Origin of the sequence: Allosaccharopolyspora coralli (assembly GCF_009664835.1) — a bacterium.
GTDB lineage: Bacteria > Actinomycetota > Actinomycetes > Mycobacteriales > Pseudonocardiaceae > Allosaccharopolyspora > Allosaccharopolyspora coralli.
On record NZ_CP045929.1, the window covers coordinates 3,081,764 to 3,103,045 of the forward strand.

The window sequence follows — 21,282 nt, forward strand, 5'->3', positions numbered from 1 at the left end:
GGCAGCACGCCGTCTTCCCCGCCACGCCGTCTTCCCCGCCACGCCGGCGCGAGCCACCCCCGATGCCGTCACCCGGCGTGGAGCCCCCCACACTGGCCGTGACTTCCGCCCACGACCTGGTTCGGGCGGTCGTCGTCGGTCGGCCGGGGTTCGTTCCCGTCGCAGCGCAGTGCACCGTCGATCTCGTTCCCGGCAACGAGGATCGGACGCCCACCGGTATTGGCGACGAGCCGTACGTCGCCACCGACGGTCGAGTCGTCCACAGCCACGGCCTGGGTGCCGTTCGCCAACCGGACCGAACCGTGGACCGCGGTGCGTTCCAGCCGCACGAGCCCGGCGCCGTCGGTGTCCACCGAGCCCACCGAGCCGCCGGAGACCCACACGCCACCGGGGCCCTGCGAGCTCACCGTGCCCGTGATCGTCGAGTCGATCGCGAGCACCGAAGCACCCGCACGCACCCGCACCGGCCCGTTCACTTCCGCACCCCGCAGGCAGGTCGCACCGTCGGTGATCTCCAGCGGCCCGTCGTGGCGGCCGGTGATCGTCTGCGCGCACCGGACGACCGGCACCGTCGCGCCGACGGATTCTCTGCCTTCGGGTCGATGGTTGTCGACACCGAAGAACTCCCCGTCCGCGCGCGCCCGCTCGTAGCGCATCGTCAGGGCGGCGAGGTCTCCGTGCAGGTCCCGGACAATCGCCCCGTCCGGCTGGTTCTCGAGCGTGACCGCATCCGGCGGTTCGACCGAGGTCGTCACACGGTTGAGCGGGTGCGTGAGGGCGTGGCCGGCACCGCGCGCCGAGCGCACCGTCCAGCCGATCCGCGTCGCGCCCTGATCCACTCGGACGACGTCCGTAGTGGTCTCCAGCGCGTACGGCGCGACGCCGGACGGGATGGGCCGGTCCGCGGTGGACTGGTCGACGGACAGTCCGCCGTCGTCGAGGCGCATTCGAGCCGTGTAGATCCGGCGGTGGTCCGAGGTCGACGGCCTGCCGTGATGGACGTAGTAGAGCTCTGCGCCGTCCGGTGACGCGATCACGCTGCCGTGACCGGTCGAGAACATGCTCTGCTGCTCGTCCTGGCTCAACACCGGGTTCTCCGGGGCCTTGCGCCACGGGCCGAGAGGGCTCTGCGCCGTCGCGTAGCCGACTCCGTAGTGCCGATTCTGGAAGTTGTTGGCCGAGTACGTCAGGTAGTAGATCCGAGAGCCGTCCGCCCGATGAGCCTTGACCGTCGTAGTGCCCTCCTCCCAGCGGCGGTCCTTCTTCTCCCCGCCGGTCTCCGCGTAGTCGTCGACGTGCGCGTTCTCCCACTCCTGCTTGTCGGAACCGTAGTCGAGGATCGGCGTGTACCCGTCCTTACGGGTACCGGGCGGATCGTCCGGCCCGAGGTTGGCGTTGACGTAGTCGGGATGCACCGTGGGAGCGGTGCCGCCCGCAGGATCGTTCCACCAGTCCGTGGTGAGTTCGACGGCGTACACGTTGGACTCCTCGATGTACTTGCTGAGGTCGTGATCCCACACCCAGTTGCGGTAGGCGTTGCGCGAGAAGTACAGGAAGATCCGGTCGCCGTCGAAGAAGACGTTCGGGTCGATGAACGGAAGGTAGGTGCCCTTCGGCGCGGTGCGCCCCTCTTCCAGCGTCTCCGGCGGCTTCTTCTGTGTGTCGTCCATGATCAGATTGACGTCGTGGTAGTCCGGGTCGTACGGGCGGTAGTCGAGCGGTTCCGTGGTGATGTTGCGGAACGGCCCGTACGGGGTGTCGGAGACCGCGACCCCGATCTTGCACGCCTCTTCGAAGTCCGGGTACCGGAAGTGCTCCGCGACACCCTCGTTCATCCGTGCCGAGTAGAACAGGTAGTACAGCCCGGTGTCGGGGTTGTGGTAGACCTCCGGCGCCCAGAACCAGTCGTGGGCCCATTGGCTACCGTCGTCGACGTCCAGCGCCCCGCCCGGCACCTTCTGCCACGTGATCAGATCCGGAGATCGGTAGATCGCGAACCGGTAGCCGGCGTCGGCGCCGTCGGTCGAATAGGCGACGTACTGCCCGGACGCCTCGTCCCAGAGCACGAACGGGTCGGCGCCGAACGTGCTCGCGTCGTTGAAGTACGTGGCGTTCGTTCCCACCGTCGGACCGGATTCCGGTGTCACTCGTTCCTCACCCACGGCGACCGGGGCACTCGCGAGCACGAGGATCGCCACCAACCACAACCCGTGCCGACAGCGTGCTCGACGCACTCGATCCCTCGCCCCCCGCAGCCCCGAGGCACCCTGCCTGCCGCAGAGCGGGACCGATTCGTGCCCGGATTTCCCGGTCCATAGTAGACTCCTCGGGTTCGCGGCGGCAGTGAATCCGGTACCAAGTGCCGGATCGGGTGAGCTGTTTGGCACGCTGCTGGGATGGTCGCCGAACGGTCCTTTCCCCGCCACAGTGCCCGCACCCAGGGATTCACGCTGGGTGCGCCGCGCAACATCACGGTCGCCGCGGACGGCGACCGGGTCCTGTTCCTGCGCTCCCTCGACGGCACCGATCGCCGCAACCGGCTCTGGACACTCGACCTGAACACCGGCGAGGAGGCGTTGCTCGCGGACCCGGACACGGTGGTCGACGACAGCACACTCTCCCCGCAAGAGCGAGCCCGGCGAGAACGGTCCCGGGAGCGCGCCGCGGGCATCGTCGGCTACGCCACCGACGAAGCGGGCGACCTCGTCGCCTTCGCACTGTCCGGACGACTCTTCGTCTGCGAGGTACCCGGCAGGACCGTCGAGGAGCTGCCCGTGCAGGCACCCGTGCTCGATCCCCGCCCCAGCCCGGACGGGACACACATCGCCTACCTGTCCCGTGGCGAGCTCCGGGTCGTCGCCACCGACGGCAGCGCGGGCCGGGCACTGGCCAGGCCCGACGGCGACGACGTCACCTGGGGTGCGGCCGAGTTCATCGCCGCCGAGGAGATGCGCCGGTCCCGTGGCTACTGGTGGGCACCCGACAGCACCCGGATGCTCGCCGCGCGCGTCGACGAAGCCGACGTCCCACGGTGGTATCTCGACGACCCGGCCGAGCCCGACCAGGCACCCGCGAGCATGGCCTACCCGGCCGCGGGCACCGTCAACGCCGACGTCCGACTGGCGGTGCTGGGGCTCGACGGCACGCGAGTGGACGTCGACTGGGACCGTGCGCACTATCCCTACGTCGTGGCCGCGTCGTGGAACGAGCACGGCAGCCCGCTGCTGACCGTCCAGACCCGCGACCAGCGCACCCAGCTCGTCCTCGCCCTCGACCCGGACACCGGAGCCACGGCGGAGATCCACCGCGACACCAGCGCCCACTGGATCGAGATCAAACCAGGCTGGCCGACCTGGACTCCCGACGGACGACTGGTGCGCATCGCCGCACACGACGACGCCTACCGGCTCGTCGTCGGCGACGAGCACTGGACAACCGCTCCCCTGCAACTGCGCGGCGTCGTCGACGTCACCGACGAGGACGTCCTCGTCTCCGCCTCCGCAGCGGATCCCACCCAGGTCCACCTCTACCGCGTCACCGCACACGGCGCCGAACGCATCACGCCCGCACCCGGCGTCCACACCGGACATCGCAGAGGCGAGGTCACCGTGCTCCAGTCCGAAGACCTCGACACCCCGAGCCCCCGGGTGCGGGTCCTGCGTCGCGGCGAGCCGGTCGCCGAGATCGCGAACCACGCCGACACCCCCGAGCTCGCACTCAACGTCGAGCTGCTCCGCGTCGGGAACCGCGACCTCGCCACCGCGCTGCTGCTCCCGCACGGACACCGCCCCGAACACGGCCCACTGCCCGTCCTGCTCGACCCCTACGGCGGACCGCAGGCGCAACGGGTCCTCGCCAGACAGCGCGGCTGGTTCACCTCACAATGGCTCGCCGACCAAGGATTCGCCGTCGTCGTCATCGACGGCCGGGGCATGACCGGACGCGATCCCGCTTGGGACCACGCCCTCTCCGGAGACCTCGCGGGACCGACGCTGCAGGACCAGGTCGACGGGTTGCACGCCCTCGCAGCGCGGCGCCCCGAACTGGACCTCGACCGGGTCGCGATCCGGGGATGGTCGTTCGGCGGATTCCTCGCCGCTCTGGCCGTGCTCCGCCGCCCCGACGTCTTCCACGCCGCCGTCGCCGGAGCCCCCGTCACCGACCAGCGCCTCTACGACACGCACTACACCGAGCGCTACCTCGGCGACCCCACGACCTCGCCCGAGGTGTACGAGGCGAGCTCACTCATCGCCGACGCACCCCGGCTGCGGCGCCCGCTCCTACTCGTCCACGGCACGGTCGACGACAACGTGGTGCCCGCGCACTCACTTCGCCTCTCGGCGGCGCTGACCGCGGCAGGACGACCGCACTCGTTCCTGCCGTTGCCCGGAGTCACCCACATGCCCTCGGACGAGACCACGGCCGAGAACCTGCTCGTCCTCCAGGTCGACTTCCTGCGCCGCGCCCTGGCAGCGAACTGAACGCCGACCAGGCGCGCGGCTCGGGCTGGTCGGGCTCTGTGCGCCGAGAGGTTTTCCGGCCGCCGACACAGATCAGCCACGGCGGGTGCTCATCTCGTGGCCGACGTGGTGTAGGGCGCTACTCGATGTCGACGATCCCGCAGCCAGACGCGAGGTGAGGTTCCGCTGCCCTAACGCTTCCTGCTCTTGGTGCCCTTGCCCGGCGGACGCCCGGAGCCGCCCTTACGTCCCGAGCCACCCTTGCCGCCGGACACACTCTTGCCGCCCTGGCGACCGGAACCGCCCTTGCCGCCCTGGCGACCGGAATCGCCCTTGCCTTCCCGGACACGCACCGAGATCCGCACCGGAGACCCCACGAATCCGAACGTCTCCCGGAACTTGCGTTCCAGGAACCGCCGGTACCCGGCTTCCAGGAACCCGGTCGTGAACAGCACGAGTGTCGGCGGCCGCGGCCGAGCCTGCGTCGCGAACAGCACTTTCGGCTGCTTACCGCCCCGTGCCGGCGGCGGATGCGCCGCGACCACCTCCGAGAGCCACGAGTTGAGCTTGCCCGTCGGCACGCGCTCGTCCCAGGACGCCAACGCCGTTCGCAGCGCGGGTGCGAGCTTGCGCACCGCACGACCCGTCTGCGCCGAGACGTTGACACGCTCGGCCCACCGCGACTGCACCATGTCGCGGTCGATCTCCTTGTCCAGCTGGAAACGACGCTCGTGATCGACCAGGTCCCACTTGTTGTAGGCGATCACCAGCGCCCGACCCGCCTCGACCACCATCGAGATCACCCGCAGGTCCTGTTCGGACAAGGGTTCGGACGCGTCGACGAGCACGATCGCGACCTCCGCGGCCTCGATCGCCTGCTTCGTTCGCAACGACGCGTAGTACTCGGTGCCGCTGGCCGTCCGCACCCGCTTGCGCAGCCCGGCGGTGTCGATGAACCGCCACACCTGCCCGTCGAGCTCGACCATCGAGTCCACCGGGTCCACGGTCGTCCCGGAGACCTCGTCGACGACCGCTCGCTGCTCGCCGGTCAGCTGGTTCAGCAGCGAGGACTTACCCACGTTCGGTTTGCCGACCAGGGCGACCTTCCGCGGTCCGGCGCCGGTGCCGAGCTCCTCCTTCGGCACCGCGGGGAACGCCTCCAACACCGCGTCGAGCAGGTCGCCAGAGCCGCGACCGTGCAGGGCGCTCACCGGCATCGGCTCGCCCAACCCCAGCGACCACAACGACATCGCCTCGGCGTACCCGCGCTCGTTGTCGACCTTGTTCGCCGCCACCAGCACCGGGCACTTCGCGCGGCGCAGCACGCGGGCGACGGCTTCCTCGGTGTCCGTCGCGCCCACACGCGCGTCGACGACGAGCAGCACCGCGTCCGCCGCGGCGATCGCCAGCTCGGCCTGCGCAGCCACCGCCGCCTGCAACCCCTTCGCGTCCGGCTCCCAGCCACCCGTGTCAAGCACCGTGAACCGCCTGCCGTTCCAGAGCGCGTCGTAGGCGACCCGGTCCCGCGTGACGCCGGGGTTGTCCTGCACGACCGCCTCGCGGCGCCCCAACAGGCGATTCACCAGAGTCGACTTGCCGACGTTCGGCCGCCCCACGACGGCCAGCACCGGTTGCGGAGCGCGCGCGCCTTCCTCGCCGTCACCGTCCTCCGGCATCCCCTCGACAGCCGACCAGTCCGCCTCGTCGGACCACGTGCCGTCGAGCCCGCCGGGGTCGACCGGGGCGTCCCATGGCCCGGCCGCGTCCTCACGCGATTCCGTCACGCCTGTTTCCCTCTCGCCTTGTCGTCACGTCCGCCGCCGACCGTCCGATCCAACTCGGCGACCAGGGCGACCAACTCGTCTCGAATCTGTTCGGTGGCCTCCGACAGCCCCGTACGCCCCTTGGCGCCGGTCAACGTCACCGGCTCCCCGAACAGCACGTCCACCCGGGGAAGGAACCGGCGGCGACTGCCGGGCGGGCGATACGTCCCGCGGCAGACCACCGGCAACACCCGCGCTCCGGACGTGCGCGCCAGCCACGCCGCCCCGTCCTGAGCCGTCTTCACGTCCCCGGTCCCCCGGGTGCCTTCCGGGAACACGGCGACGAGACCGCCGGCCCGCAACACCCGCACCGCCGCGAGCAACGGACGCCGATCGGGTTCACCGCGCCGCACCGGCAACTGGCCGATCTTGCGCAGGAACCACCCCAGCGGGCCACGGAAGAGCTCGTGCTTGATGAGGAACACGGCACTGTGGGGCAGCATGCCGAACAACAGTGGCCCCTCCATCAGCGAACTGTGGTTGGCCACCAGCACCAACGGGCCCGAGCTCGGCACCCGCTCGCGGTGGTGAATCCGCACTCGGAAGGGCAGTCGCACGACCGTCGCCCCGATCCACCGGCCCACTCGATGCAACGCGAGCGACCCACCCTCCGGCAACACCGACCCGGCGTCGTGCGACGCGGCCCCGGACGCGCCTGCGCGCTCGGCGCTCACCGGCCCGTCCGTTCCACTCCGGCGAGTAGGGCACGCTCGGTCACCAGCTCGCGCAACCGAGCCAGCACGCCGGGAACGTCCAACTCGGTGGTGTCGACCTCGACGGCGTCGTCGGCTCGACGCAGCGGCGAGACCGCGCGCTGCGAGTCGATCGTGTCCCGCCGCTGCACGTCGTCCCGCGTCCGGTCGACGTCGCTCACGCGGCCGTCCGCGGAGTCCTGAGCACTCCGACGCAGAGCACGGGTGTGCGCGGAGGCAGTCAGGTAGACCTTGAGTCCTGCCTCCGGCGCCACGACACCTCCGATGTCGCGGCCTTCGACCACGACCCCGCCGGGCGAGGCGAGAGCCTCGTCGATCAGCCGACGCTGCTCGGCGACGAGCAGTTCCCGCACCCGTGCGACCGCAGAGACCGCCGAGACCGCACCGGTGACCTCCGCGCCCCGGATCTCACGATCGACGTCTTCGCCGTCCAGCGACACGCCGGGACGCTCCGGTTCGGTACTCATCTCGAGTCTGAGCGACTCCGACACCGACGCCACGGCCGCCGCGTCACCCGGGTCGGTCCCGGCGCGCAGCACCGCCAATGTCACCGCCCGGTACATCGCACCCGTGTCCAGGTACGACGCTCCCAATGCCGTCGCCAGCCCGCGCGCGACCGTGGACTTGCCCGTCCCCGACGGCCCATCCAGCGCGACGACACCTCGCAGTCGTGCCTGTGCCACGTCGCCCGTCCTCCTCGTCACGTCGCCACCGGTCACCGTCCACCGCACCCGCCGCAGCACCCACGTGCACATGCGGGAGCACCCACGGACGGAAAGGGGAACCAGCCCTTCATTCTGCCTGGTACGGCCCGCCGACTCCCACCCGCATCCGGTTACCGGTCACGGCTGCCGCCGACGACGACCGAACAGCGGGAGCGGAGACGCTCGCCACGGGGTCCCGACGTAGCCGGTACCGCGCACACCGGACCATTCACACATTCGCCGACGAACCGACACAAACCTCCGACCTGCGAGAATGCCCTCACACCTGCGGAGTGGGACCGGCGTAGGCTCCCCCGCGTGGATGTCACAGTGACCCCGCTGCCGGGACTCGGTACCCAACAGGACTTCAGCACCCGATCCGGACATCGCGTCGGCGTCATCTCCTATCGGGACGGCCGGTTCGAGCTGATCGTCTCCGACCACGACGACCCCGACAAGATCGCGGCCTCGGTGGCGCTGACGACGCACGAGACGAGCGCCCTGGCGAACCTGCTCGGTGCCCCGCACCTCGTCGCCCAGCTCACCGAACAGCAGAGCGAGGTCACCGGAGTCACGACATGGCAACTGCCGGTCGGCACCGGATCGCCGTTCGACGGCCTGCCCCTGTCCGCGACGGAGATGCGGACGCGGACCTCCACCTCGATCGTCGCGGTCGTCCGCAGCGCGACGGTGCACCCCTCTCCCCGGCCCGACTTCCTGTTCGCCGGCGGTGACCTGGTGATCGTCGTTGGCACCCCCGAAGGCCTCAAGGCGGCCAGCGAGATCCTGGAACGCGGAACCGACTAACCCTCGCGGACTCGGACCGCGCGCGACTCGACAACTTCACACCACAGGGGAAAGGCGAGAGGCAGGAAGTGCACGAAACAGCGGTTTCCCTGATCGAACTGGGGGCGGTGTTCTTCGGTCTGGGTGTCCTCGGGCGCCTCGCCTGGCGAATCGGGATCTCCCCCATCCCGCTGTACCTGCTCGGTGGCCTCGCCTTCGGCCAGGGCGGGCTCATTCCGCTGCACGGCATCGAACCGTTCACGCACCTCGCAGCCGAGATCGGCGTCGTGCTGCTGCTGTTGCTGCTCGGCCTGGAGTACTCGGCCGGGGAACTCGTCACCGGACTCAAACGCTCCTGGGTGGCGGGACTCGTCGACATCGTGCTCAACGCGGCGCCCGGCGCGATCGTCGCATGGCTGCTCGGCTGGGGACCGATCGGCGCGCTCACGATGGCGGGCGTTACCTACATCTCGTCCTCCGGGATCGTCGCGAAGGTCCTCGGCGACCTCGGACGACTCGGCAACCGCGAAACGCCCGTCGTGCTCTCGATCCTCGTGTTCGAAGACCTCGCCATGGCGGTGTACCTGCCGATCCTCACCGCCCTGCTCGCCGGTGTGAGCTTCCTCGGCGGTCTCACCGCGGTCGGCGTCTCACTCGTGGTGATCACGCTCGTGTTGCTGGTGGCACTCCGCTTCGGCAAATACGTCTCGGCCCTCATCGACAGCACCGACCCCGAAGTGTTCCTGCTGCGGCTGCTCGGGTCGGCGTTGCTCGTCGCCGGTCTCGCCTCCGAACTCCAGGTCTCGGCGGCTGTCGGCTCGTTCCTGCTCGGCATCGCCATCTCCGGATCCACGGCGGAGAACGCGACGCGGATGCTGGAGCCGCTGCGAGACCTGTTCGCGGCCATCTTCTTCGTCGTGTTCGGCCTCAACACCGATCCGTCCGCGATCCCGCCGGTGCTCGGCTTCGCCGTGCTGCTGGCCCTCGTCACGGCTGCCACCAAGATCGCGACCGGTTGGTTCGCGGCGGCCCGCCACGGTGTGCGGAAGCTGGGCCGAGCCCGCGCAGGCGCCGCCCTCGTCGCCCGAGGCGAGTTCTCCATCGTCATCGCCGGGCTGGCAGTCGCGTCCGGCGGCGTCGACAGTCAGCTCGCAGCGCTGGCTACCGCGTACGTGCTGCTCATGGCCATCCTCGGTCCCGTCGCCGCCCGGATCGTCGAACCGGTGGCCAAGCAGGTGGTCCGTCGCGTCCCCAGCTTGTCCTGAGTCTTCCGTTGTGGGATTAGCTGACCAGGAAGACATCAATTTCATTCGACACTGAACTCATCGCGACAACAGAATCTTGGGGATACGCGCGGGTTCGAACAGTGCGGCGAAACAATCCGATCAGAGACCGACGGCCTTGTAGAGGCCGCCCACTTCCTTACGGTCCAGCTTGCGGATCGCGCCGGGCCGCTCCGTGGTCAACCGCACCTCACCGATCGCGGTCCGGACCAGGCGGTGCACCGGGTGACCCACGTGCTCCAAGAGGCGCCGCACGATGTGCTTGCGTCCCTCGTGCAGCACGATCTCCACGAGTGCGCGTTTGCCGTTGAGATCCACGAGCTTGAACTTGTCGACCTTGGCGGGACCGTCGTCGAGCGTCACCCCGTCCCGCAACCTGCGCCCCAGATCCTTCTCGATCGGCGCGGCCACCTCCGCGAGATAGGTCTTGCGCACTTCGTACGACGGATGCATGAGCCGGTGCGCCAACTCCCCGTCGTTGGTAACGAGCAACAGGCCCTCGGTGTCGACGTCGAGGCGCCCCACATGGAACAGTCCCTCGTGCTCGCGCAGATAGTCGCCGATGCACGGCCTGTTCTGGTCGTCGGACATCGTGCAGAGAATGCCCGTCGGCTTGTTCAGCAGCAGGTGCGTCACGTCCTCGTTGACGATCACCCGGCTGCCGTCGACCCGGACCTGCGAAGTCGCCGGGTCGATCCGCCGCCCCATCTCGGTCACGATCTCGTCGTCGACCTCGACCCGGCCCTCCGCGATCATCTGCTCGGCGGCACGGCGCGAGGCCACCCCGGCCTTGGACAGCACCTTCTGCAACCGGATCCCCTCGGCGGCCGGGTCGGCGGGGGCGGGGTGTTCAGACATCGTCGATCGCATCCACTTCGGGCAACAAGGGAGCCAACGGCGGCAGATCCTTCAACGACGACAGACCGAGGCGTTCCAGGAACAGCTCCGTCGTGCAGTAGAGAATCCCGCCCGTGCTCGGGTCGGTACCGGCCTCCTCGACGAGGCCACGACCCACCAGGGTACGGATGACGCCGTCGACGTTCACACCGCGTACCGCCGCGACGCGCGACCGCGTCACCGGCTGCCGGTAGGCGACCACGGCCAAGGTCTCCAGCGCGGCCCGGGTCAGCTTGGACCGCTGTCCGTCCAGCAGGTACCGCTCGACGTACGGCGCGTACCTCTCCCGTGTGTAGAACCGCCAGCCATCGCCGACGCGACGCAGATCGATCCCCCGAGCGGCCTCGGCGTACCCGGCCGCGAGACGCTCCAACGCCGACCGGACACGTGCCACCGGCTGTTCGAGCGCGTCCGCGAGCAGTTCCTCCCCCGCGGGCACGTCGACGACCAGCAGCAACGCCTCCAGCGCCGCGTCGAGATCGGCGTCGTCCGTCAGGTCGGGCGCCTCGCCCACCGGCGACGGCTCGGCCACGTCCCCTGCCTTCTCGGCCGGATCTCCTGCCTGATCGGCCTCGGCGACCGGGTCGGCGACCTCGGCATTCGAGGCGACAACGGAGCCATCGGATGCGGCGACCCCGGAACCGGCGTCTGACCCGATCGACGCCCCGGCGTCGGCTGCTCGGTCGGACTCCCCCGTCACCGGAGCGTTCGCCGCCACGGGAATGTCCCCGCTCGAACCGCCGATCTCGTCCTCCCGCGACGCCCCGTCCCCGACGCGCTGGGGCGCACCGTCGGCAGTCTGCTCGGCCGGATCTTCCCCGGCCTCGCCGTCGCTCACCCGTACTCCTCTTCCTCATCGCTCGACTGCAGCCGCTCCGCCTCGGCCCGCGCCTGATCCACGCTGCCGCCCTCCCAGCTCACCGTCAGCTCCCCTAACGGATTCTCCTGGTCGAACGCGACGACGCGTTCCCGGAACAACTCCAGCAGCGCCAGGAACCGCGCGACGATCTCCACCGTGTGCGCACAGTCCTCGACCAACGCACCGAACCCCGCGCGGCCCCGTTCTGCCAGCCTGATCCGCAACAACGCGGCGTGTTCCCGCACCGACACCTGGTGCTGGTGAAGATGTTCCAACGACACCGCCGGCGGCGGCTTCGGGCGGAACACCGCGGCCGCGACCTCCGCGAACCGCTGTGGATCCACCCCGATCGTCACCTCGGGCAACAGCGCCTCGAACCGGTCCTCCACGGCCACCGACCGCGGATAGCGGCGCAACGCACCCGCCTCCAACTCGCCGAACAGCGCCGCCACCTGCTTGTACGCGCGATACTGCAGCAACCGCGCGAACAACAGGTCCCGCGCCTCCAGCAACGCGAGATCGTCCTCGTTCTCGACCTCGGCGGCGGGCAACAACCGCGCCGCCTTCAGGTCCAGCAACGTCGCCGCGACCACCAGGAACTCGGTGGTCTCGTCGAGGTTCGAACGCTGACCGAGGCTGCGAGTATGGGCGAGGAACTCGTCGGTGACCTTGTGCAACGCCACCTCGGTGACGTCCATCTCGTGCTGCGAGATCAGCTGCAGCAGCAGGTCGAACGGTCCCTCGAAGTTCTCCAGCCGGACCGTGAACCGGTTCCCCGACTCCGACTCGGTACCGGTGCCCAGCTCTTCCGGCGAGGACGGCGCGGCCGCCACGGAAGATCCGGCTTCGTCCGCCGACACAGGAAGCTCACCCGGGATCACAGGTGACCTCAACTCTCGGACTCCCCACGCAGCCTCCGGACCAGAATCGACTCGTCGCCGCGCTCGTCGAGGTCGGCGAGCAGCACGGCCACGGCCTCCCGGACGATACGCCCCCGGTCGACCACCACGTCGTGCTCGGCCCGTAACGCCAGCCGGGCCTGTTCCAATCCGAGCAGTTCAGTGCCCGAGACGTAGACCGTGATCTTCGAATCGTGCTTTCGACGGCCGCTGCCACGCACCGGAGCGGGCTCGGCCTGCGCCCCGTCCTCCGTGGTGGATTCGGCCTCCTGCCTCGCCGTGGTCCGGAACAACTCGGCGGCGCCGGGTAGCGCCACCCGCCGATTCACAGCGCGCCCCCGAGCCGACCCCACTCCGCTCTCACCGGGCGATCACCTCGCGCGCGAGCGTGCGGTACGACTTGGCGCCGGCCGAGCGCGGTGCCCAGCGGATGATCGGCTCACCCGCGACCGTGGTCTCCGGGAACCGCACCGTCCGGTTGATGACGCTGTCGAAGACGATGTCGCCGAACGCCTCCACCACGCGGGACATGACCTCGCGCGAGTGCAATGTGCGCGGATCGAACATCGTCGCGAGAATGCCGCTGATCTCCAACTTGGGATTCAACCGCTCGCGCACCTTCTCGATCGTGTCGATGAGCAGCGCGACCCCGCGCAGACTGAAGAACTCACACTCCAGTGGGATGATCACCCCGTCCGCCGCGGCGAGGGCGTTCACCGTGAGCAACCCCAACGACGGCTGGCAGTCCACCAGCACGTAGTCGTAGTCCTTCATCATCGGGTGCAACACGCGCCCCAGCGCCTGCTCGCGACCGACCTCGGCGACCAGCTGGACCTCAGCGGCTGAGAGGTCGATGTTGCTCGGCAACAGGTCCATGCCCTCGACCGTCGTCGACATCAGGACGTCGTTGACGTTGACGTTTCGTTCGATGAGCACGTTGTAGACGGTCTGCTCGAGCTGATGCGGCTGCACACCGAGGCCCACGGACAACGCACCCTGCGGGTCGAAGTCCACCAACAGCACCCGGCGGCCGTACTCGGCCAGCGCCGCGCCCAGGTTGATCGTCGAGGTGGTCTTGCCCACCCCGCCCTTCTGGTTGCACATGGCCACGACCGTGGCCGGCCCGTGCCGCTGCAGCAGGGGAGGCTCCGGGATCTGGCGGTTCGGCCTGCCGGTGGGACCGACGCCGGCACTGCCGACCTCGTCGGCCGCGTCGACCTCCTCCGGTGCATCCGCCTGGTTCGGGGCGATGCTCAGGTCGACCGCACCCCGCGACCGCCCGTCGGCGGAGGGCTGCGGTGTCGACATGGCGATCTGACTCCTTGTCTGCCGGTGGCGATCGACCGCAGCCTAAGCGGCATGTGCGACCAGCGGCAACGCGCCTCGCCGACGTGTCGCAAATAGCTCCACCCGGTGCGTCCCGGCTCAGCCGTGCGCGCGGGGGTGCGCCGTTGCGTAGACCTCGCGCAACGTGCGAACGGTGACCAACGTGTACACCTGGGTGGTCGTCACCGACGAATGCCCCAGCAGCTCTTGTACGACCCGAACGTCCGCGCCGCCCTCCAGCAGATGCGTGGCGAACGAGTGCCGCAACACGTGTGGCGAGACCTCCGAGGCCAGTCCCGCCCGCTGCGCAGCCGACTTCAACGCCGTCCACGCGCTCTGCCGGGACAACCGCGTCCCCCGGGAATTGACGAACACGGCAGCCGACCCGCGCCCCCGCGCGACGAGCGTCGGACGTGCGCGCACCAGGTACGCCTCGAGTGCCTCCAGCGCCGGGCGCCCCACCGGCACCAGACGCTGCTTTCCGCCCTTGCCGTCCAGCACGACCGTCCGCTCCGAACGATCCACGTCGTCCAGATCGAGTCCGACCGCCTCCGAGATCCGGGCGCCTGTCGAATACAGCAACTCGAGCAGCGCCCGCTCCCGCAGCCCGCGAACATCGGAGGAACTCGCGCCGTCGAGCAGTCGCGTCACCTCCGCCAGCGGCAACGCCTTCGGCAGCCGCTGCGGCGGGCTCGGCGGCGCGACCTCCCGCGCCACGTCCGCCTCGACCACTCCCTCGGTGAGCGCGAACCGATGCAGACCTCGTGCCGCCACCAACGCCCGAGCCGTGGACGACGGTGCCAACGGGGCACGATCGCCGGTTCCCGACCGCAACGCCGCCACGAACGAGGACACGTGTTCGGCACGTACCTCGGCGAGGCCGGCGACTCCGCAGGCGGTCAAGTGCTCGGCGTACCGTCGAAGATCCCGGGAGTACGAGTCGACCGTGCTGGGCGCCGTCCCGCGCTCCACCACCAGATGCTGCACGTACTCCGTGACCAACTCCCGCAGTGCCGCGGGAAGCTCCTCCCAAGCGTTCACCGACCTCGCTCCTCGCATCGCGTGCCACCGTGATCCTAGAGCGCCTCGCGCCGACTCCGCCGCAACGACCTATTGGAGGCTCGCCCGGAGTGAGGGCTGTAGTCAGGCACACTGCGCCGACGGCCTGGGCACACCAACCACTCGCGAGGGTTGGGCGAGAAACGCATCAGCGACGACGACCGCGAGAACGCAGTCCGGGCATCCGGGACCATTTCGCCGCCGGCCAGCTGACCATGCAGGAATCCGAGGACCGGTCGGCCACCCCACCCAGACGCGAACCGCCAACGACCTCGGGCCGCTGTTCACCGACCTTCCCTGACCGCATGCGCCGGTCGCCCACCTGCTGTCCCCGCACGGCTCACCATCGACCCCGCACGGTGCCCCGTTCCCCCCTTACGGCCAGCCCGTTCCCCTGATGGACAGAGGGTGCGTCCGCCGTTCTGCTCAGGTCAGGTAGGACCGTGCCCTACGGGCAGAAATGCCAGTTCCCCAAGGCATTCTCAGGTCGCCGCTGGGCGAATCGGTGGGGCCGATCACGCCACTCGGTGTCGATCGGTCGCGGTGACACGTGACCCCGGCACACCGCATCGGCGGCCAGCAGCCCGGCCACCGTCGCCGCGTTCACGATCTCTCCCGCATGGACGCCTCGCACCGCCTCCTGCAACGGAACGCGAGTCACCACCATGTCCGCCTCCTCGTCGCCGACCGGTGACGAGCGCGAGACGTCCGAGAGCTCGCGCGCGAGGAAGACGCGTTCCGACTGATCGGTGAACCCCGCGGACGACGCGAGATCCACCAGCACCGACCACTCGGCGGCCGCGATACCGACCTCCTCGGCGAGCTCCCGACGTGCGGCCGCTGCCGGTGTCTCACCGTCCACATCGAGCAGTCCAGCGGGGATCTCCCACAACCGGCGACCCAGCGGGTAACGGTACTGGTGGATCAGCACCACGTGATCCTGCTCGTCCAATGCCACCACGGCCACCGCACCCGGATGCTCGACCACCTCCCGACGAGCGGTCTCGCCGCCGGGCATGGCGACCTCGTCGACCCGCAACGCGAGGATCTTTCCGACGTGGACATCCTCGGAGGAGACCATTCGGAACTCGTGGGTTCCCTCCGTCGGCGCTACCGGGCCACCACCTTGTCCGCCACCGTCGTGCACGACCGGCCCGTCCCGGTCGGCAGGCAGATCTCGGTCCGCAGGACTCGGCTGTTCATTCACCGCCGTCCACCTCGTTCCGGCTCACTCCGTGTTCGTACCCGACTCGGACCGCACCGCGACCTCCACCGGAAGCCGTTCCGCGGCACGGTAATCCAGCGCCGCCCGCACGAATGCGGCGAACAGCGGATGCGGCCGGGTGGGGCGGCTCTTGAGTTCCGGATGCGCCTGGGTCCCCACGAAGAACGGATGCTGATCACGCGGGAGTTCGACGAACTCCACGAGCCGCTTGTCCGGGGACAGACCGGAGAAGACCAGTCCCGCGTTCGACAGCCGGTCCCGATAGGCGTTGTTCACCTCGTAGCGGTGCCGGTGGCGCTCGGTGATCTCCTTGTCGCCGTAAGCGTCGGCGACCGTCGAGCCGGGGTCCAGCATCGCCGGGTACGAGCCGAGGCGCATCGTGCCGCCCATGTCCCGATCTCCGGCGATCACGTCCTGCTGATCGGCCATCGTGCTGATCACCGGATGCCCGCACGCCTCGTCGAACTCGGCCGAGTTCGCCCCGTCCAACTCGGCAAGGTGGCGCGCTGCCTCGATGACGACGCACTGCAGGCCCAGACACAGACCGAGCAGCGGGATCCCGTGGGTTCGCGCGTACTTCACCGCGCCGAGCTTGCCCTCGATTCCGCGCACACCGAAGCCGCCGGGAACGAGCACCGCGTCCACCTCGGCGAGCGCCTGTGCGGCCCCCGCGTCGGTCTCGCAGCTGTCCGAGGCGATCCAGACGATCTCGGTCTTCGCCCAGTTCGCGAATCCACCGGCACGGATCGCCTCGGTCACCGACAGGTAGGCGTCCGGCAGGTCCACGTACTTGCCCACGAGGCCGATGCGGATCTTCTCGGTCGGCTTGTGCACCCGGTCCAGCAGGTCACCCCACACCGACCAGTCGACGTCACGGAACGGCAGACCGAGCCTGCGCACGAGGAACGCGTCCAACCCCTCGCCGTGCAGCACCTTCGGGATGTCGTAGATCGACGGAGCATCCGGGCACGCGACCACACCGTCGGAGTCCACGTCGCACATCAGCGCGATCTTGCGCTTGAGGTCCTCAGGCAGATCCCGGTCCGAACGGCACACCAGTGCGTCGGGCTGGATACCGATGTTGCGCAACGCGGCCACCGAGTGCTGCGTCGGCTTCGTCTTCAACTCCCCGGACGGCGCCAGGAAAGGCACCAGCGAGACGTGCAGGAAGAAGCAGTTGTCCCGCCCGACGTCGTGACGCACTTGGCGGCACGCCTCCAGGAACGGCAGCGACTCGATGTCCCCGACCGTGCCGCCGACCTCGGTGATCACCACGTCGGGCGTGCGGCCGTCCTCGTCGGGCTCGGCCATCGCGCGGATGCGCGTTTGGATCTGGTCGGTGATGTGCGGGATCACCTGCACGGTGTCACCGAGATACTCACCGCGCCGCTCCTTGGCGATGACCGTCGAGTACACCTGCCCGGTGGTGACGTTCGCGTTCCTGGTCAACGGCCGGTCCAGGAAGCGCTCGTAATGTCCGATGTCGAGGTCGGTCTCGGCCCCGTCCTCGGTGACGAACACCTCGCCGTGCTGGAACGGGTTCATGGTGCCCGGATCGACGTTGAGGTACGGATCCAGCTTCTGCATCGTCACCCGCAAGCCGCGGGAGGTCAGCAGCTCCCCGAGACTCGACGCGGTCAAGCCCTTGCCGAGTGAGGAGGCCACGCCTCCGGTGACGAATACGTGCTTGATCGTGTGTGCGTGCGGCACCAAGAAAGCTCCCCGTGGTCAACGCCGTCGCCTGGCTCTGAGTTCTGCGCTGGCAGGGACGGTTCACCCGCCACTCCCACGGGATTCCAGCCTATCCCACGCGGTCGCCCTCCCGCAGCGCACCCCGGACCGCAGCGCGACGGCACACCTGTCGCGTTCACGGCACCGACTCCGCCCCGGCGAGGTCCACCAGGAACCGGATCGACTCGGCCGTGTCCAGCGCCATCGTCGTGAGCTCGCGCCATGCTTGCTGGTGCACCGAGAGCGCGTTCTCGCCCACGCAGCGCTCCCACCCCACACGGTCGGAACGGAACGCGGCGTCGGGATGTCTGCCGTCACCGAAGCCGAGCAGGGTGAAGGAGCCGTCCAACGGAAGCGGACCACTACGGAACGGCACCACTCGCACGGAGACTGCCTGCGACCGCGCCGCGGCCACGAGCCGGTAGCGCTGCTCAGCGAGTACCTGCGCCTCCCCGGCGAACCGGTACAGCGCGGACTCCGCCAGGACGGTCTCCACCCGAGGTGACGGGCGGACCGCACGACCGGGAATCCCGTCCTCCGCGCGGGCCAGCACCTGGCGCTGCCGGTCCAGCAACAGCTGGAGCCGCCGTTCGGCGGCGGAGCCGGCCCGGGCCCGCAACTGAGCCTCCGCGTAGTCCGTCGTCTGCAACAGCTCGGGCACCGACTCGGTGGCGAAGACCCGGACGGTGCTCGCATCGGACTCCAACCCGACGTAGGAGCGGCGGTCCGGAGGGAGCACGTCTCTGTACGACTCCCACCACCCCTTCCGGCGCGCCTGCCTGGCGAGTTCGACGAGGTGCGCTCGATGATCACCTTCGACGCCGCACGTCTCGGTGATCGCCATCACCGCGTCCACACCGACGCCCTGCTTCGCGGATTCGATCTTGCTGAGTTTCGCCTGCGGCCAACCCAGCGTCCTCGCCAACTGGACGTGGGTGAGCCCTGCATCGAGACGGACGCGTTTGAGCTCGGCCGCGAGGACACGGTGACTCAGTTCGGGGCTGGAGGGCCGCTGCGGGGCCGGTCGAAGGTCGCCGGACGACGGGCGCGAGTCCCGCGGAGCGGATTCCGACGCAGGGACGGAGTCGGGCGGTTGACCGGTCATGCGTCCATCGTCGGACGCAGCCGTGGCCAGGTCCATGCATATCACCGGATCGAATGATCGCAATTCGAATTATTCGAACGCATGATGAAGTCTAAGGAACCCAACCCGGTCCGGCGCGCCTCTCCCCTCCGTCGTGCCGGATCTCATGGCCGGGCGGTACGTACCCCGAGCGTGCCGCCCGGCACCCGCGACCACGGTGCACCGCTGCGCCAGAACAATCAGCCCCGCACATCAGGAGAAGGACCTTGCGCACCTTCAGCCACGCCGTACTGCCCCGAGCGCCCTTCGGTCTGCTCACGCAACGCCAGAACGGTCGCCACCCGTCCAGGGGCCGAGCCCACGTTGTCCACGGTGGACAGGGCCGAAGCCATCGTGGAGTCGGCTCGCACGACGCCGATCGGTCCCCGGCTCTCCGCTGCCGCGCGGCTCCCGGCGAGGACAGCGCCCTGACCGGCGCGATCCATCTCGGTGGCGAACCGTGCGATGGTCGCGGCCCTGTCCTGGTCGCCCGACTGCCCGGAGCCGGTGACCACGACCGCGAGCTCAGCGGGTTCGATGTCCTGAGCGACCCGGACGAACCCGCCTTCCGTCAGACCGCCGAGGGCGGCGGCTCGTTCCTCGGGCGACGGCTGCGCCCCGGCATTGCCCGAACCGGCCAAGGTCAACGATCCGAGAAGTCCTCCTGCGAGAGTCCCGGGATCCGACGCGGGGGGCAGTTGCACTCCTGCCGGAAGCAGCTGCGTGACCACCCTGCGGAGTTCGTCCGCCCGGTTCGGGTCGGCGAATCCGTCGGTCAGCTGTACCTCCCCGGTGACCCGGGCACCCGCGTCGGCGAGCGTCCGTTTCACGGCCTCGCGCTGTTCGTCGGGCGCGTCCCCGGTCGTCACCAGGGTGATCGTCCGGGAACGCAGCTGGTCGCGCACCGCCGTCGGCGCTACCGACGTGCCGAACTGCTCGGCGGCCGCGAGCTGTCCGCGGAGCGCGTCGCGTTCGGACCGCAGCTGCTCCACCTCCTGGCCGAGCGCGTCGCGTTGACCTCCCACAGTGGTCAGCAGACGTTCGCTGACCGACGTCGATCCGAGCAGGATGCCGACGGTCAAGGCCAAGAAGACAGCGGCGAGCGAGACGATGTGATAACGAACCGAGATCACGAGAACAACCCCTTGCCGAATTCGAGGACCGAGTTCCCCGTGTCGAGCAGAATCTGGAGATACGCGGAGCCGAAGCCGGTCGCGGCGAGAGTCACGAACACCGTCAGCGCCACCGCGAGGACGAGGAAGACCACCGCCGCCGTGGGTACTCTGCTGCGCTGCAGCGTGGCTACCGCGGACGCGTCGACCACTTTGCCGCCGAGGCGCAATCGGGTCAGGAACGTCGACGGGTTCGACCCCGCACGACCACTGTCCAAGAACTCCCGCAGTGTCGCCTGGAAACCGACCGTGACGACGAGGTCGGCGCCATGCGCGTCCGCGAGCAGCAGTGCCAGGTCTTCGGGATTGCCGGACGCGGGGAAGGTGACGGCCCCGATGCCCAAGTCCTGGATCCGTTCCAAGCCGTGCGCGTGGCCGTCGACGTGAGCGGGCAACACAACTTCGGCTCCGCACTTGAGGGTCGCGGTTTCCATCAGTTCCGGATCGCCGACGATCACGTCGGGCGTGTGGCCTGCCTTGCGCAAGGTGTCCGCACCGGTTTCCACTCCGACGAGCACCGGACGATGGTCACGAATGTAGTTCCGCAATCCCTGCAGATCGTCAGCATGCCCGTAGCCGGGTGCGACCACGACCACGTGTCGCGACTCCATGGCCACCGACAGATCCGGAACGCCGACCCCGTCGAGCACGAGCATCCGTTCGCGGCGAAGAAACTCGATGGTGTTTGCCGAGAACGCTTCGAGCTGGGCAGACATCCCCGCCTTTGCCTCGATCATCTGGTCGGCGACGGAGTCGGCCGTCTGCTCGGTCCCTCGTGCGACCTCGTTCTCACCGACAAAGACACCGCCCTCGTGCAGCCGTACCTTCGCGCCGTCCTTGATCTTGTGCAGTACCTCGCCACCGACGTTGTCGACGAGCGTGATCCCGGCCGAGACGAGGACCTCCGGTCCGAGGTTCGGGAACCGGCCCGAGATCGACCGGGCGGCGTTCACCACACCGCCGACCTCCGCGGACACAAGTGCCTCCGCCGTGCGGCGATCCAGATCGGCCTGGTCGATCACCGCGATGTGCCCCTTGTTCAACCGGCGAACGAGGTCACCCGAGCGGCGCTGGACCCGCGCACTCCCGACCACACCGGGCAGGCTTTCGTCCTGACGTGCAAGCAGTCCACTCAGCTTCATGCAGCGATGGTGACAAACCGATCACGTGAAGCCGGTTCGCCACGCCGAGACGACTCGTCCATTCGCAGTATCGGACGCTC

At 69.3% G+C, this 21,282-nt stretch carries 18 protein-coding genes; 3 read left to right on the plus strand and 15 right to left on the minus strand.

Features of this window, described 5'->3' with window-relative positions; translation table 11 throughout:
• Window positions 1-68 precede the first annotated feature (68 nt).
• Window positions 69-2,198: a glycoside hydrolase family 43 protein gene (locus GIY23_RS14495; protein WP_228717299.1), complete on the minus strand. Its 2,130-nt coding sequence runs from the start codon at window positions 2,196-2,198 to the stop codon at window positions 69-71.
• A 198-nt stretch (window positions 2,199-2,396) separates the two neighbouring features.
• On the opposite strand from GIY23_RS14495, the gene GIY23_RS14500 reads away from it, so the two are divergent.
• Window positions 2,397-4,481 carry a S9 family peptidase gene (locus tag GIY23_RS14500; protein ID WP_154077150.1) on the plus strand — a complete coding sequence of 695 codons (2,085 nt, stop codon included), beginning with the start codon at window positions 2,397-2,399 and terminating at the stop codon, window positions 4,479-4,481.
• Between the two features lie 170 nt (window positions 4,482-4,651).
• On the opposite strand, the gene der is transcribed toward GIY23_RS14500, so the two are convergent.
• From der to cmk, 3 genes are read right to left on the minus strand one after another with little or no spacing between them, the layout of a single operon-like run.
• A complete protein-coding gene (gene der, locus GIY23_RS14505; protein ID WP_154077151.1) occupies window positions 4,652-6,244 on the minus strand; it encodes a ribosome biogenesis GTPase Der in 1,593 nt (530 codons plus the stop codon).
• Window positions 6,241-6,957, minus strand: coding sequence for a lysophospholipid acyltransferase family protein (locus GIY23_RS14510; protein WP_154077152.1), 717 nt, complete (start codon window positions 6,955-6,957; stop codon window positions 6,241-6,243). The genes der and GIY23_RS14510 overlap by 4 nt, the downstream gene beginning before the upstream one ends.
• Entirely contained in the window at window positions 6,954-7,679 is a 726-nt protein-coding gene (cmk, locus tag GIY23_RS14515) for a (d)CMP kinase (RefSeq protein WP_228717300.1), read from the minus strand. Before cmk ends, GIY23_RS14510 begins: the two co-directional genes overlap by 4 nt.
• Before the next feature lie 339 nt (window positions 7,680-8,018).
• Between cmk and GIY23_RS14520 the strand changes: the two genes are divergently transcribed.
• On the plus strand, window positions 8,019-8,507 hold the full coding sequence (locus tag GIY23_RS14520; RefSeq protein WP_154077154.1) for a cation:proton antiporter regulatory subunit: 489 nt from the start codon (window positions 8,019-8,021) through the stop codon (window positions 8,505-8,507).
• A gap of 68 nt (window positions 8,508-8,575) precedes the next feature.
• Window positions 8,576-9,751 carry a cation:proton antiporter gene (locus tag GIY23_RS14525; protein WP_154077155.1) on the plus strand — a complete coding sequence of 392 codons (1,176 nt, stop codon included), beginning with the start codon at window positions 8,576-8,578 and terminating at the stop codon, window positions 9,749-9,751.
• A 120-nt stretch (window positions 9,752-9,871) separates the two neighbouring features.
• On the opposite strand, the gene GIY23_RS14530 is transcribed toward GIY23_RS14525, so the two are convergent.
• The 11 genes from GIY23_RS14530 to steA all read right to left on the minus strand — a co-directional run bounded on the left by GIY23_RS14530 (window position 9,872) and on the right by steA (window position 21,202).
• The gene (locus tag GIY23_RS14530) at window positions 9,872-10,627 is read right to left on the minus strand and encodes a pseudouridine synthase (protein ID WP_154077156.1); all 756 of its coding nucleotides are present in this window, start codon (window positions 10,625-10,627) and stop codon (window positions 9,872-9,874) included.
• Complete coding sequence (gene scpB / locus GIY23_RS14535) at window positions 10,620-11,504, minus strand: SMC-Scp complex subunit ScpB (protein WP_228717301.1); 885 nt, start codon at window positions 11,502-11,504, stop codon at window positions 10,620-10,622. The genes GIY23_RS14530 and scpB overlap by 8 nt, the downstream gene beginning before the upstream one ends.
• The gene (locus GIY23_RS14540; RefSeq protein WP_228717733.1) at window positions 11,501-12,328 is read right to left on the minus strand and encodes a segregation and condensation protein A; all 828 of its coding nucleotides are present in this window, start codon (window positions 12,326-12,328) and stop codon (window positions 11,501-11,503) included. The genes scpB and GIY23_RS14540 overlap by 4 nt, the downstream gene beginning before the upstream one ends.
• An 86-nt stretch (window positions 12,329-12,414) precedes the next feature.
• Window positions 12,415-12,753: a hypothetical protein gene (locus tag GIY23_RS14545; RefSeq protein ID WP_154077157.1), complete on the minus strand. Its 339-nt coding sequence runs from the start codon at window positions 12,751-12,753 to the stop codon at window positions 12,415-12,417.
• A gap of 31 nt (window positions 12,754-12,784) precedes the next feature.
• Entirely contained in the window at window positions 12,785-13,732 is a 948-nt protein-coding gene (locus tag GIY23_RS14550; protein ID WP_154077158.1) for a ParA family protein, read from the minus strand.
• 117 nt (window positions 13,733-13,849) lie between these two features.
• A complete protein-coding gene (gene xerD, locus GIY23_RS14555; RefSeq protein WP_154077159.1) occupies window positions 13,850-14,809 on the minus strand; it encodes a site-specific tyrosine recombinase XerD in 960 nt (319 codons plus the stop codon).
• A gap of 448 nt (window positions 14,810-15,257) precedes the next feature.
• Window positions 15,258-15,890 carry an NUDIX domain-containing protein gene (locus GIY23_RS14560; RefSeq protein WP_154078858.1) on the minus strand — a complete coding sequence of 211 codons (633 nt, stop codon included), beginning with the start codon at window positions 15,888-15,890 and terminating at the stop codon, window positions 15,258-15,260.
• A gap of 147 nt (window positions 15,891-16,037) precedes the next feature.
• Window positions 16,038-17,744: a CTP synthase gene (locus GIY23_RS14565; RefSeq protein WP_154077160.1), complete on the minus strand. Its 1,707-nt coding sequence runs from the start codon at window positions 17,742-17,744 to the stop codon at window positions 16,038-16,040.
• 157 nt (window positions 17,745-17,901) lie between these two features.
• Window positions 17,902-18,870 carry a helix-turn-helix domain-containing protein gene (locus GIY23_RS14570; protein ID WP_187351885.1) on the minus strand — a complete coding sequence of 323 codons (969 nt, stop codon included), beginning with the start codon at window positions 18,868-18,870 and terminating at the stop codon, window positions 17,902-17,904.
• Window positions 18,871-19,088: 218 nt separating this feature from the next.
• Window positions 19,089-20,021 (minus strand): copper transporter, encoded by a 933-nt coding sequence (locus tag GIY23_RS14575; protein WP_154077162.1) that lies wholly within the window; start codon window positions 20,019-20,021, stop codon window positions 19,089-19,091.
• Window positions 20,018-21,202: a putative cytokinetic ring protein SteA gene (gene steA, locus GIY23_RS14580; protein ID WP_154077163.1), complete on the minus strand. Its 1,185-nt coding sequence runs from the start codon at window positions 21,200-21,202 to the stop codon at window positions 20,018-20,020. Before steA ends, GIY23_RS14575 begins: the two co-directional genes overlap by 4 nt.
• Between the last annotated feature and the right edge of the window lie 80 nt (window positions 21,203-21,282).